This window comes from Neisseria sp. (assembly GCF_041804105.1).
Classification (GTDB): domain Bacteria; phylum Pseudomonadota; class Gammaproteobacteria; order Burkholderiales; family Neisseriaceae; genus Neisseria.
This window is the reverse complement of the sequence record NZ_JBHCJY010000089.1, coordinates 1-12,969: the sequence shown is the minus strand read 5'-3', so window position 1 is coordinate 12,969 and position 12,969 is coordinate 1. Positions and strand designations below refer to the sequence as shown.

Sequence of the window (12,969 nt, the reverse complement as noted above, 5' to 3'; positions counted from 1 at the left end):
CTGCAACAGTTTGATGGGGCCGACTTCGCCGGGTTTGTCGGGATTGATGCCGTCGCGCGGGTTTTTCAGCATGGCCAGAGCATGCAGCGGGATGTCGGGACGGCTCCAGGCATCGGGCGCGGGGGAGAGGTCGTCGGTGTTGGTTTCGCCGTCGACTTTGAATACGGTTACGGTGATTTTTTCGGGCACTTTTTCGCGCGAGGTAAACCATTCGGCGTCGGCCCACGATTCGAGCACGGCTTTGGCGTGCGGGTTGCCTTTGTCGGCTTTTTCTTTCACGTCGTGGAAAGAATCGAACATCAAGAGGGTGTGTTTCAACCCTTCGGCGGCAATCGGCGCCAGTTTGTCGTTGTCGAGAAGCTCAATCAGCGGGTGGATGTTGTAACCGCCGAGCATGGTGCCCAGAAGTTCGGTGGCGTATTCGGGTGAGACAATCGGGCTTTTAACGCTGCCTTCAGCCACGGCAGCCAAGAAAGACGCTTTTACTTTGGCAGCATCATCCACACCCGCAGGAATGCGGTTGGCGAGCAGATCCAGCAGGAAAGCATCTTCTCCGGCAGGCGGGTTTTTCAAAAGTTCAGCCAAATCCGCGGTTTGCTGTGCAGTGAGGGGGAGGGCGGGAATGCCGAGTGCGGCGCGCTCGGCAGCCGCTTTACGATAGGTTTCCAACATCTCTTGTTCCTTTTCAATACATTGTTTTTCTGATGAAATTTTTTGAAAACTGTTTGGGTTTTCAAAGGTTTTATCATAGCCGAGTTTCAGCCAAAAGCAAACAGGATTTTTATGAAAGGCCGTCTGAAAGAGTGTTTCAGACGGCCTTTCGTGTTTTTGCTTCTTTTTGAAAGGGTTGTACCGCGTAACTTTATTGGATTGGGAGGCGGAGTATTCGTGAGGGAAGTGGAGCAGATAACTGCTGCATCGGGAGCCAAAAACGGATAGGCCGTCTGAAAAAATGACAGGCTGCTTTCAGACGGCCATTGGCTTTCAGTCTATGAATGGTGCGGCATCTTTGGAATACTATTAAATTCTGCCCTTTTTTTCAGACGGCCTGAAAGTTTTGCAGGCCGTCTGAAAAATTTTGCGGTATCATACGGATATAAAAACCTAACGACTTTTCCATCCGAATACCGATTCTGTTTTTTTGGGAGTTAAAACATGAAGAAAAACCGATTGACCGCTGCCGCTTTGTTTGCTTTGGGTTTGGGTGCGCACAGCCATGCTGCCGACTTGGGCGGGGTGTCCGATTCTGTTTCGGCCGGTTCCGATTTCCCTGCCGAAGGTGTGGCAGGCCGCAGTGCGGGCGTTGAAACCCGTCAGGACGTACTCAGCGAATATCTGCAATCGGGCGGTGATGTATTCGCATCCAATAATACGGGCGGCAGTGCGGATCATATCGTGCCTGATGCCGTTTCAGCTTCTCCTGCCGCCGGTGCTGCGGGAGCGGAAGCAGCTGCTTCCGCCGTGCCGCAACAGGCTGCCGAAACTACGCTCGGCGATACGGCGGTTGAAATTCCGCTGTCTGCATCTGCATCCGTGCCTGCTGCCGTAGAAACGGCAAACGGTGTTGCCGCATCTTCTGCCGCGCCGTCGCCCGTTGCGCACGAAACCGCAGGCGGAATGCCCGCGCCGACCGTTCCCGAAACGGCATCTTCTGCCGCAGTCGCGGCGGATACGGCACAGTCGGCAACGGCCGTTCCGGTGCATGCCGCCGAAACCGGTAGTGCGGTAACGGATATGGCCGCACCAACAGGTGTCGCCCAAGCCGTTCCTGCCGCTCAAACCACCGGTGTTGCCCAAGCAGCGCCCGCCGTGCAAACGGATGTGGCAGAAGCCGCTCCTGCCGTTCAACCTGGTGCGGCTGAGGTAATGCCTGCCGCACAAACAGCAGGCGTAGCGGAAATTTCGCCTTCGTCTCAAACGGATGTGGTTACGGCCGAACCGGCCATTTATCCGCCCGAAGGCCCCGCTTCCGCGGCACAGGCTTCCGATTACCGTAAGGCGGATGATGCGGGCAGCGCATTGGCCGCAGATTACCGTGAAGCAGGTAACGGCCAAGTTTCCGCAGGAGTTGAGCCGGAACAGGCCGCAGGCGGGGCGGGTTATGCGCAAACCGGCACCATGAACGTCGGCATGCCTGCCACTGCGGGCGGTTCGGTAGCCGTTGCAGATGAACGTGTTCCGACGGCAAGCAGCGTTGAAACGGCGGCGGTCGATATCGCAGCGGCGGAAACTCCCGCTCCTGCGCCGTCCGAAGCCGCGGCTGCTTATGCAGCGGTAAAAAGCGGAATTGACGGCGTAACGTCTCGGGAGTATGTGCCGACGGCATCGGCGGCGATGTCCGAGTTGGCACAGGGCCACCGGATGTACGACCATCTTTCCGACTGGAGCGGCTTCCGTTGGGAACCGCTGACTTTGAACGACGTGATTGCAGCGTTTGTACCCGCATATTGATGCCGTATGTGGAAAGGCCGTCTGAAAATCTTTTCAGACGGCTTGTTTCATAAACGATAAAACCAAATGGTAGATAACGAGCAGCACGAGAAACAGCAGCGGGAAGATTTCTTCCAAAAACCACACCGCCAGCAGCAAAGGGCGCAGGCGGGCGTATTCTTGTGTGCTGACGAAGGCGTTTTCCGACAATTCCCGATGGCGGCGGGCGAAATCCGATAAAACGTTGCGGCGGAGACCGCGCCAAAACATCCGGTCGGAAAAATAATCGGGCGACAGGGTTTTCCGGTTTTGCCGGGTGGCGAGATGGTTGTAATACGCAATCAGCCCGCCTGCGTAGCGGTCGAGGCGCAAATGCAGTATCAGGTTGGTGATTCCTGTAACTACAATGACAATCATGATAAGTAATATCACGGTTATCCTTTTTCTATAAATAAGGCCGTCTGAAAAGATTTTCAGACGGCCTTATTGTATCTGTTTTATTTCGCGGCTGTGCGGGAATGACGGTTTTGTCTTTTATCAATCAACACACCGTGCAAACATAGCCGAAATAAAACACGTTAAAGCACGGCGGGATTATTTTTTCGCTTTTGCTTTGGCGCTCTTGGCAGGTTTGGCCAAAACACAGCCTTTCACCAGAATCTGAGAAACCTGTTGGGGTTGGCCGTTTACGGTTTGGATGGCTTCCTGGGTCAGCATGTTGCCGTTGACCTTGTCCACGTTTTTCGCGGTGGCTTTGTCGGCAACCCAAGTGATGCCGTTGCCGGTAAACATGTTTTGGTCTTTATTGCCGATAACGCGGAACATTCCCGGGGTGAGTTGGTCGTTGATTTTCACTTGTGCGGCCACGACTTCGTTACCTTTGAAACCGTACATCACGTTGACGGGCTGGTTGCCGCAGAGATAAGCCACTTCTTTGCGGCCGTCGAGGGAGTCAACCTGCACGGTTTGCGGCTGGCGGATTTGCACGCCTTGCGCGGCGGGCTGGGTTTGGGCTGCCGGCTGTTCGGCGGGACGGTCTTTTTTGCCGAAACTGCCGCAGGCGGACAAAACGGTCATCATCAATACGGCGGGAACAATTGTTTTCAAATGGGTTTTCATACATCACTCCGAAGTTGATTGTGTGAACCGGCATACGTTTCGTTGCCGGACGGGAACGCATTTAAATTAGCAGAGAAGAATGTTTTTGTCTTGCCGATTATGCGGTTTAGGCGCGTGGCGGAACGCCTGAAACCGGATAAACCGCTGAATGCCTTGATTCCAATATGAATTTTCAAAATGCAAAAGCTTTTGAATTTAGGTAAAAATTTCAGGCCGTCTGAACGGCGGACGGTTTAAGCCGGAACGGGGCGGACGGCGAAATTGTTTCGGTGCGGGAATCACAGTAAAATCAGGAATATTTTCAATAAGGAAACCGCTATGCTGCTCCACCCCGACGCCATGGGCGTTGCCGAACTGGCCGAAAAAATCCGCAAAATCCCCAACTGGCCCGAAAAAGGCATTCTGTTCCACGACATCACGCCCGTATTGCAGAGTGCGGCCTATTTCCGCCTGCTGGTCGATTTGATGGTGTACCGCTATATGGGTCAGAAAATCGACGTGATTGCGGGGCTGGATGCCCGCGGTTTCATTATCGGGGCGGCGTTGGCTTACCAGCTCAACGTCGGTTTCGTGCCCATCCGCAAAAAAGGCAAGCTGCCGTTCGATACCGTATCGCAGAGCTATGCGCTGGAATACGGCGAAGCCACGGTGGAAATCCACACCGATGCGGTACACCGGGGCGACCGCGTATTGCTGGTGGACGATTTGGTGGCCACAGGCGGCACCATGCTGGCGGGTATCGAGTTAATCCGCAAACTCGGCGGCGAAGTGGTCGAAGCCGCCGCCATCCTTGAATTCATCGACCTGCCCGGCGGCAAGAAAATCCGCGAAAGCGGCGTGCCGCTGTTCAGCTTGTGCCAGAACGAAGGGTGCATGTAACGCCAAGCCGTTCGAAACCCCGTACAAACAGGGCGGATGTGCCGTTGTCGTCCGCCTTTTTCCGATTCCAGCCGTTTTCCGTTATTTCCCATGAACCAGACCATCCTTTCCGATACCCGCCCCCTTGTCCGCGTTGTCGCAGGCATCGTTTTGAACGGGCGCGGCGAATTCCTGCTCAGTTCCCGTCCCGAAGGCAAGCCTTATGCGGGTTATTGGGAATTTGCGGGCGGCAAAATCGAGGCGGGCGAAACCGAATTGCAGGCCTTGCAGCGCGAGTTTGAAGAAGAACTCGGCATCCGAATCCATACCGCCCGCCCGTGGCTGACCAAAATCCACAGCTACGAACACGCGCTCGTGCATCTGCGCTTTTTGCGGGTGGAGGCGCACGAATGGTCGGGCGCGTTGCAGCCGCGCGAAGGCCAGCAGTGGGCATGGCAGAAGGCGGGCGATTTTACCGTGTCGCCGATGCTGCCTGCCAACGGTGCGCTGCTCAAAGCATTGTCCGTTCCGACAAGGCTTAAAGGCCGTCTGAAAACGGGTCTGTACGGCGAAAACGGCATGGGGGAATACCGCGTCGTGCCTTTTGAATCGGCAGAGCCGCAGCACGACAATATCTTGATTCGCGAAGAAAAACTTCGCCAACTCGGCAAAATGCCGGAAGCGGGGAGCGTGTGGGTGGTGATTGAAACCGCCGACCAATGGCCGTGCATTCAGGATGCGGATGCAGCGGTATGGCAAATAAACGATGCGGAAACTGCCGAAGCTGCCTACGCTGTTCTTTCAGACGGCGTATCCCTGCCGCTGGTGATTGCCGCGCCGCCGAAATTGCTCGAACAATACCGCAGCCGCTGGCATGCTTTGGGCGCACATGCGCTGTTGGCGGATGATGCGGCAGAGGCCGTCTGAAACGGTTGCCAAGCGTAAACACCGTTCTGTCGGAAAACGGATAACCTTATGACCAAAAACAGAAAACTCTTTACCGTTGCCGCTCTGCTGCTGGTGTTCGCTGCCGTCAAACTGGCCGCGCTGTATTGGTGGCAGCAACAGCAGCCGCAGGTGCGGCAGGCTTTGTGCGACGTTCGTCGGGGCTGCATGCTGCCCAACGGTGTGCACGCCAAGTTCAGCGATACCGTCAATGCCAAGCAGCCGTTCGATATTGTATTGACCCGCGTGCCCAGCCATGTGGCGGAAGCGGAGGTCAGCTTTTCCATGAAAGACATGGATATGGGTTTCAACCGCTACAAGCTGACCCGCGAAGCGGACGGAACGTGGGCGGCACGACAAATCCGCCTGCCCGTGTGCGTGCAGGCGAGGCACGATTATCTGGCGGACATCCGTATCGGCGGCGAAACGTTTCAGACGGCCTTTACGGCGGAATAGGGCGGGCGGCACATAGTGCTCGAAAAGTATAAGAAGGCATTGCCGTCTTGCAACCGTTATTTCTTTGCACGGGGAATCCGAAGTTAATATCCCCAACCGCATGAATCAACGCAGTTTCTTGCAACGGAAAGCCGGATTACTGCCCGCGCAGGAATGGCGGTATGGATGTCGCAATCCGTTACGCACATACTATCCGTATCCGCACACAGCCCGTCGGAACATCCGCGTTATCCCGAATGCCGTCTGAAAAACGGCAGTAACGGCAGGCTGCATTTGCCGATAAACCGGCTGGATCGCAGTCCAATCCCGCCGAGGTTTTCCGACTCGGTTATAATCCGTTCCGATATTGTCTCCGTCGTTTCAGACGGCCTGAAAGCCCCACATGACCACATATTCCCTTTTCGTTACCTGTCCGCGCGGTTTGGAAAACGTATTGTCCGAAGAGCTTGCCGCGCAGGGCTGTACGGACATCGCCGCCACCGACGGCGGCGCGGCCTGCAAAGGCGGTTTGGAACAGGTTTACCGCGCCAACCTGCATTCGCGTACCGCCAGCCGCGTGCTGCTGCGGCTGACCAAGGGCGGCTACCGCAGCGAAAACGACATCTACAAACTGGCGAAAAACATCAACTGGCCGAACTGGTTTACGCTGGAGCAGACGTTTAAAGTCAAAATCGAAGGCAAGCGCGCGCGCGTGAAAAGTTTGGATTTCGTCGGCCTGAAAATCAAAGACGCCGTCTGCGACGCATTCCGCGAACTTTACGATGCAAGGCCGAACGTGGGCAAACACCATCCCGATGTGCGCGTCAACGCCTTCATCGACGAGCAAACCGTCGAAATCTTCATCGACACTTCGGGCGAGGCCCTGTTCAAGCGCGGTTACCGCCAAGATACGGGCGAAGCGCCGCTGCGCGAAAACCTGGCCGCAGGCTTGCTGCTGCTGGCGGGTTATGACGGTTCGCAGCCGTTTCAAGACCCGTTTTGCGGTTCGGGCACCATCGCCATCGAAGCGGCGTGGATTGCCGCGAAACGCGCCCCCGGCCTGATGCGCCGTTTCGGATTTGAAAAACTCCAAGGTTTCGACAAGGCGTTGTGGGACGGCACCCGCCGCCAAGCCGAAACGGCAATCAGGTTTCAGACGGCCTGCGCCATCTCGGGCAGCGACAACGACCGCCGCATCATCCGCACAGCCGTTGCCAACGCACAGGCTGCGGAAGTGGACGACCTGATCCGCTGGGATGTCCGGGACGCGCAGGCTGTCCGTCCCAACGGCGAGAACGGCATTATGATTTCCAACCCGCCCTACGGCGTGCGGCTGGCCGAAGTTCAGGCTCTGCAGGCACTCTATCCGCAGCTCGGTGCCTGGTTGAAACAGCATTACGCGGGCTGGACGGTGGGGATGTTTACCGGCGACAGGGACATGCCGAAACTGATGCGCTTGAGTCCGAAACGCAAAATCCCGCTGTTTAACGGCAACCTCGACTGCCGCCTGTTCCTGCTCGAAATGGTGGCGGGCAGCAATCGCGGGAAATAAAGACATCGAGGCCGTCTGAAAAATGTTTTTCAGACGGCCTTATGTATTTTGGCGGTGTTTGGATATTGCGTTGATGCTTACTTCCTGGCTTATCCCGAATACCGTCTCGGGAAAACCGTGTGTGGCAACGGCAGTTGCGGGGCGGTGGCCGACGTTTTCAGACGGCGTAACCGTGAGAACGGCGGTGTGTGTTTATGCAGAAGCGGGCGTTCGGAATATCAGGTGTGTTGACTTGGCAGCGGGGGTGTTTCAGACGGCATCCGCTGTTTTGCCGTTGCGTACGGTTACGTCCGTTGCGGCGGGCAACCGTACCTGCGGGTAGATGCGGAAAGGCCGGGTTTGGGTAAAACACCGGTTATTCCCGTTCCTGTCTTCGCGAGAACAGGTTGCGGCGGGAGTCTGCGGTTTGATACGGGCAACCCGTTTTGGTTCAGGAAGTTGTGCATGCCGTTTATGGCAAAGCCGATGCGGAAGCGGCAGAGCCGTATCTGCCTGCCGCAAAATTACGGAATGTTGCCCTACACGGCAAAACGCCGTCTGAAATTGACACCCGCAGGCAAAACGCGTTAGCCTGCGGGTAGGGCTGTATCTTATGTATGTATGTATTTGAAATGGTTGATATTCCGCGGGAGGCGGGTGTGCCGGAACGGTTGTGTGCCGCATCGGGCAGGCCGTGCCGCAGGCGGGTTTTGTTTGTCGAATAAAGGAGAACACCATGATTAACGCGTTGCAATCCCCCAAACACCGCGAATGGCTTTACCGCCAAAGCGTGGCCTTACTCGAGTTCGCCCGTGCCGCCAAGGTGCCGTTCGGATTCGGTTATCTCGATAAAAACGGCGGTGTCGATACCGGCCAAAACGTGCAGACGTGGATTACCTGCCGCATGACGCACATTTACAGCATCGGTGCGCTGATGGGCGTGGAAGGCAGCCGCGAGTTGGCGGAACATGGCATCCATGCGCTGCTGACGCATCTGCAGGATTCGGAATACGGCGGATTTTACGAGGCCGTGCGCCACCTGCCCGATGCAAACGGGCGCGCCGTGCCCACCGAAAGCGGCGCGGCCAAAACCGCTTATGCGCACGCTTTCGTATTGCTGGCGGCATCCAGCGGCATGATTGCGGGCATCAGCCGCGCACAGGAGCTGTTCGACATCATCAGCGGCGTGCACGACCGTTATTTTTGGGACGATGAAGCGGGCAAAATGCGCGAATCGTTTTCGCGCGATTTTTCCGAAAGCGAGCCGTATCGCGGCGTGAACGCCAATATGCATACCGTCGAAGCCACGCTGGCCGCGTTCGATGCCCAGTTGGAAGCAGGTGCGGCGGCGGATGACGAACGTGCCGCGCGTTGGCTGCGCCGTGCCAATTCGATACTCGGTTTCGTCTTGGATTTGTCCCGGCAGAACCGCTACCGCATTCCCGAACATTTCGATGAGCATTGGAACATCGTTTGGGATTACAACGAAAACGACAAAGCCCACCAGTTCCGCCCCTACGGAGCCACCGTCGGCCATGCGCTCGAATGGGCGCGGCTGGCATGCCATGCCCATGTGATGAACGGACGCTACGGTGTTGCGCCGGGCGGCGGCTATGTTGCCGACGCATTCGGCCTGTTCCGGCAGGCGTTGAACAACTGGCACGGCGACGGTGCGGCAGGGTTTGTCTACACCACCGATTTCGAGGGCAACCCGATTGTGCGCGACCGCATGCACTGGGTGTTGTGCGAGGCCATAGGCGCTTGCGCCGCGCTGGACGGCGTGTCCGCCGATGCGCAGCAACCGTCCGTGCCGGCCGCAGGCATGTCGCAAGGTTACGGAAAAGCGCAAATCGGCAACGAATTTTCCTATTGGTATGAAGTCTTTACCGCCTATGCCGCGCAATACCTGATTGAAGGGGAAGGGCGCTGGTATCACCAGCTCGATACCGACAACCGCCCTGCAGACGGCATTTGGTCGGGCAAACCCGACATCTATCATGCCTTCCAATGCCTGATGCTGCCGTTGATGCCGTTCGGCCGTTTTATCACGGCGGCGGTAAAGGAAACGGATTGGAGCCGCCGGTAAACCGCTAGAGTATGTGCAATGGCAAAAGGCCGTCTGAAAACCGTTTTTCAGACGGCCTTTTTCTTTGATATAGGTTGAGATTGGAATTTGATGTTCATCCGCCGAAAAACCGTGTTTTATCGCGGTTCTCCCGTAGTTGCGTCCGGATTGCGTCGATGCCTCATTCTCCGTCATGCCTGAGCAGGCGGGAATCCATGGCTGATATTCACAGATGTATGAAGGAAAAGGGTTGCCGATGGTTTCGGGCTGGATTCCCGCCTGCGCGGGAATGACGGTTATGGGGTAACTGTGTGATGGTTTCCGCGATTAAGCCTGCCAACCATCGGATTGCGTAAAACATAAGGCTGTGTTCGGATATTGCGTTGATACTTTACTCTCCGTCATTCCCGCGCAGGCGGGAATCCATGGCTGTTATTCACCGATGTATGAAGAAAAAAAGTTACTAATGGTTTACGGCTGGATTTCCGCCTGCGCGGGAATGACGGTTATGGGTAACTGTATGGTGGTTTTCCACTATTCGGTCTGCTGACCATCGGGTTGTCAAAAACATGAAAGGCCGTCTGAAAATATTTTCAGACGGCCTTTTGCCGAACGGCGGCACAATCAGGCGGGATTCATGAAACTTTCGATTTCCCGCAGGGAAATTTCGGGTGTCGCGCCGTGGTGTGCGGCCACCAGTGCGCCGAGGGCGCAGGCGAAGGTAACGGCTTCCTGCGGGTCGGCGTGGTTGAGCAGTTTGTAGGTCAGTCCGGCAAGGAAGCTGTCGCCCGAACCGACGGTGTCGGCCACTTTGACGCGGAATCCGCTGTGGCGGTAGAGTTTGCCGTCTTGGTAGAGCGCCGCGCCGTGGCTGCCGAGGGTTACGCACATGGTGTCCACACCGGCCAGTTTCGCCAGAAAGCTGATGTTCTGTTCGATGGAATTGTATTTGGAACCGTAAACGGCGGAGAGTTCGTACAGTTCGTCGTCGTTGAGTTTGACGATGTCGGCCTTTTTCATGGCTTCGAGCAGGCGGTCGGTGTCGTAGAAGGGTTTGCGCAGGTTGACGTCGAAGATTTTGAATTTGGCTTGTTCTACCAGTTTGTCGAGTGTTTTGCGCGATACTTCGTCGCGGGTGGCGAGGCTGCCGTAGATGAAGGCATCGGATTCGGCCACGCGTTTCAGGGCTTTTTCTTCGACTTCGATTCTGTCCCAGGCGCAGGGGTAAACGATTTCGTAAGATGCGCTGCCGCCTGCGTCGAGTTTTACTTTCACAAGGCTGGTGGCCTGTTCGCTGCAGCATTGCAGCAGGTCGGTGTTGACGTTTTTGCTTTGAATCTGGCGCAGCAGTTCCTCGCCGTCGGCATCATCGCCCCTGCGGCTGATGATGCTGCAGTCGACGCCGAGCGACTGCAGCCGCACGAGTACGTTGAGCGGGGCACCGCCCAATACTTTGCCGCTGGGAAAATCGTCCCACAGTACTTCGCCAAAGCCGGTTACTTTCATTGTTTGTTCCTTTTTCGGTTGGAACCCTGCCGCAGGAGCGGCAGGGCTGTTTGGGTTTTAAAGGGTTAAGCGTCTTCTTTAATCAGTGATTTGGACAATTCTTCCAAAGGCACGCCTTTGGTTTCGGGCATCATGAACATGACGAACAAAAGCTGCAATACCATCATTGCGGTAAAGCCTGCAAACACTATGCCCGCGCCGATTTCTTTAAACAGGAAGGGAATCATGGCAGGAATGGCGGCGGCCAACACCCAATGGGTGGAGCTGCCCAATGCCTGACCTTGAGCGCGCAGGTGGTTGGGGAAGATTTCGGAGATGAATACCCAGATGACCGTGCCTTGGCCGATGGCATGGGCAGCGATAAACAGGAAGAAGAAAAACACCACCACCATGCCCGGCCAGTTCATGAAGAATGCGGCGGACACCAAACCGAGCGACAGGATGTAGCCGAACGAACCGATGTACATCAGTTGGCGGCGGCCGAGCTTGTCGATGAGCGACAGGCCGACGAAAGTGAACACCAGATTAACGATGCCGATGCCCACGCTGCTCCACAATGCCGCGCTTTGTTCCAAATGGGCCATTTCGAAAATACGCGGTGCGTAATACAGGAAAGCGTTGATGCCGGAGAGCTGGTTGAACATGGCCAGCAGGAAAGCGAGCAGCACGGGCTTGCGGTATTTCGGCAGCCACAGGCTTTCTTGTGTCTGTTTTCTGTCCGCTTGGGCGGCAGAGATGATTTCGTTGATGTCGGCATTCGGGTTGACCTGCTGCAACACCGCACGCGCTTCCTCGTAGCGGCCTTTCATTGCCAACCATACGGGCGACATCGGCACGGCCAGCACCATCAGCGTGTAAATCACGGACGGAATAACCTGAATGCCCAGCATCCAGCGCCATGTGTTTTCACCCAAACCCATACCGGCGATCAAAGTGTTCGACAGATAGGCCATCAAGATGCCGAACACGATATTGAACTGGTAAAGCGCCACCAGACGGCCGCGTTTTTCCGCAGGCGCGATTTCCGATACATAGGCAGGGGCGGCAATGGTGGACGCGCCGATGCCCAAGCCGCCGATAAAGCGGAAAAAGGCAAACAGATAGGGGTTGGACACCACGGCCGAACCGAGTGCGCCGATAACGTATAAAAAGCCGATGACAATCAGGGTTTTCTTACGGCCGAGTTTGTCGGTGGGGATATTGCCGAAAACCGCGCCGATGACAGTACCCCACAGTGCGGAAGACATGACTACGACACCGTGGAACCAGGCGGAATTACCGAAGAGCGTATAACCGCCCCACATTTCGGACAGCGTTTTTTCCGCACCGGAAATCACCACCGTATCAAAGCCGAACAGGAAACCAGCCAGCGCGACCGTGATGGACCAGAATAGCAGTTTGGATTGATTCATGAAGCGTCCTCAACTTTCTTTGAAAATCAAGCAAGATTTGCCTTGATACCATTGAATCCCGCACCGCAGGCCGCGGCAAGGGGGGAACTTTCGGTTTTCCGGTATTGTGCCAATCCTGCCGGAGAAAGTTTCAGAACGGCATAGGACTTTTATTATTGAAGAGTGTCGAACCCGCCGGCCGGACTGTGCGGACAGGTTGAGGGCATTATGTTTTAAAAGCCGGCCACTGGCAAGGAAAAGCCCCGCCGTCATGCAGAAGTTTGACGCACGGCAAATACGGAGCGGCCGGACGGGCGTGCGGCGGCGGTTTTCAGACGGCCTTTGGCGGACGAAGCAACCGCCGTGATGCTGCATATGAATAAGCTGCACCAAATACGGCATCGTAGGTACGGTTAGCACCCGAAAGGTGCGTAACCGTACGCAGGGCCGTTAACCGTGTCAGGCCGTCTGAAAAAAGTGTGCGTATCCCAGACGTTACGTACGGTTACGGCGTACCGCCTAACCGTACCTACGGGTTTTGCGGTTTGCAGCGTAGCGTAGGTACGGTTAGCACCCGAAAGGTGCGTAACCGTACGCAAAGCCGTTAACCGGATCAGGCCGTCTGAAAAAAGTGTGTGTGTTCCAGACGTTGCGTACGGTTACGGCGTACCGCCTAACCGTACCTACGG

10 protein-coding genes and 1 pseudogene are annotated in these 12,969 nt (G+C 56.1%); 6 read left to right on the top strand and 5 right to left on the bottom strand.

The features are described from left to right. Positions 1-672, bottom strand: a pseudogene (locus tag ACEYDX_RS08140) (aconitate hydratase B); the annotation flags it as partial. Between the two features lie 483 nt (positions 673-1,155). Here ACEYDX_RS08140 and ACEYDX_RS08135 point away from each other — a divergent pair. Further along, positions 1,156-2,451: a hypothetical protein gene (locus ACEYDX_RS08135; protein ID WP_373741521.1), complete on the top strand. Its 1,296-nt coding sequence runs from the start codon at positions 1,156-1,158 to the stop codon at positions 2,449-2,451. A gap of 33 nt (positions 2,452-2,484) precedes the next feature. Here ACEYDX_RS08135 and ACEYDX_RS08130 read toward each other — a convergent pair whose 3' ends face one another. Together ACEYDX_RS08130 and ACEYDX_RS08125 are read right to left on the bottom strand one after the other, a co-directional pair. Further along, positions 2,485-2,862 (bottom strand): hypothetical protein, encoded by a 378-nt coding sequence (locus ACEYDX_RS08130; protein ID WP_373741520.1) that lies wholly within the window; start codon positions 2,860-2,862, stop codon positions 2,485-2,487. Positions 2,863-3,024: 162 nt separating this feature from the next. Beyond that, entirely contained in the window at positions 3,025-3,549 is a 525-nt protein-coding gene (locus ACEYDX_RS08125) for a hypothetical protein (protein ID WP_373741519.1), read from the bottom strand. Between the two features lie 318 nt (positions 3,550-3,867). On the opposite strand from ACEYDX_RS08125, the gene ACEYDX_RS08120 reads away from it, so the two are divergent. The 5 genes from ACEYDX_RS08120 (at position 3,868) to ACEYDX_RS08100 (ending at position 9,404) form a co-directional block, all read left to right on the top strand. Continuing rightward, a complete protein-coding gene (locus ACEYDX_RS08120; RefSeq protein WP_373741518.1) occupies positions 3,868-4,428 on the top strand; it encodes an adenine phosphoribosyltransferase in 561 nt (186 codons plus the stop codon). A 90-nt stretch (positions 4,429-4,518) separates the two neighbouring features. After that, positions 4,519-5,334, top strand: coding sequence for an NUDIX domain-containing protein (locus ACEYDX_RS08115; protein ID WP_373741517.1), 816 nt, complete (start codon positions 4,519-4,521; stop codon positions 5,332-5,334). A gap of 48 nt (positions 5,335-5,382) precedes the next feature. After that, positions 5,383-5,808 (top strand): hypothetical protein, encoded by a 426-nt coding sequence (locus ACEYDX_RS08110; protein WP_373741516.1) that lies wholly within the window; start codon positions 5,383-5,385, stop codon positions 5,806-5,808. 382 nt (positions 5,809-6,190) lie between these two features. Next, a complete protein-coding gene (locus tag ACEYDX_RS08105; protein WP_373741515.1) occupies positions 6,191-7,339 on the top strand; it encodes a class I SAM-dependent RNA methyltransferase in 1,149 nt (382 codons plus the stop codon). A gap of 715 nt (positions 7,340-8,054) precedes the next feature. After that, positions 8,055-9,404 (top strand): AGE family epimerase/isomerase, encoded by a 1,350-nt coding sequence (locus ACEYDX_RS08100; RefSeq protein ID WP_373741514.1) that lies wholly within the window; start codon positions 8,055-8,057, stop codon positions 9,402-9,404. Positions 9,405-10,007: 603 nt separating this feature from the next. Here ACEYDX_RS08100 and ACEYDX_RS08095 read toward each other — a convergent pair. Both ACEYDX_RS08095 and ACEYDX_RS08090 read right to left on the bottom strand, forming a co-directional pair. After that, positions 10,008-10,889, bottom strand: a complete 882-nt coding sequence (locus ACEYDX_RS08095) for a carbohydrate kinase (RefSeq protein ID WP_373741513.1) — start codon at positions 10,887-10,889, stop codon at positions 10,008-10,010. 65 nt (positions 10,890-10,954) lie between these two features. Continuing rightward, positions 10,955-12,301, bottom strand: a complete 1,347-nt coding sequence (locus tag ACEYDX_RS08090; protein WP_373741512.1) for a sugar porter family MFS transporter — start codon at positions 12,299-12,301, stop codon at positions 10,955-10,957. Positions 12,302-12,969 lie beyond the last annotated feature (668 nt).

Excerpts from the sequence above, each read along its gene's own strand:
- ACEYDX_RS08135 (WP_373741521.1), top strand. The coding sequence starts at position 1,156 with ATGAAGAAAAACCGATTGACCGCTGCCGCTTTGTTTGCTTTGGGTTTG.
- ACEYDX_RS08125 (WP_373741519.1), bottom strand. The coding sequence starts at position 3,549 with ATGAAAACCCATTTGAAAACAATTGTTCCCGCCGTATTGATGATGACC.
- ACEYDX_RS08120 (WP_373741518.1), top strand. The coding sequence starts at position 3,868 with ATGCTGCTCCACCCCGACGCCATGGGCGTTGCCGAACTGGCCGAAAAA.
- ACEYDX_RS08115 (WP_373741517.1), top strand. The coding sequence starts at position 4,519 with ATGAACCAGACCATCCTTTCCGATACCCGCCCCCTTGTCCGCGTTGTC.
- ACEYDX_RS08110 (WP_373741516.1), top strand. The coding sequence starts at position 5,383 with ATGACCAAAAACAGAAAACTCTTTACCGTTGCCGCTCTGCTGCTGGTG.
- ACEYDX_RS08105 (WP_373741515.1), top strand. The coding sequence starts at position 6,191 with ATGACCACATATTCCCTTTTCGTTACCTGTCCGCGCGGTTTGGAAAAC.
- ACEYDX_RS08100 (WP_373741514.1), top strand. The coding sequence starts at position 8,055 with ATGATTAACGCGTTGCAATCCCCCAAACACCGCGAATGGCTTTACCGC.
- ACEYDX_RS08095 (WP_373741513.1), bottom strand. The coding sequence starts at position 10,889 with ATGAAAGTAACCGGCTTTGGCGAAGTACTGTGGGACGATTTTCCCAGC.
- ACEYDX_RS08090 (WP_373741512.1), bottom strand. The coding sequence starts at position 12,301 with ATGAATCAATCCAAACTGCTATTCTGGTCCATCACGGTCGCGCTGGCT.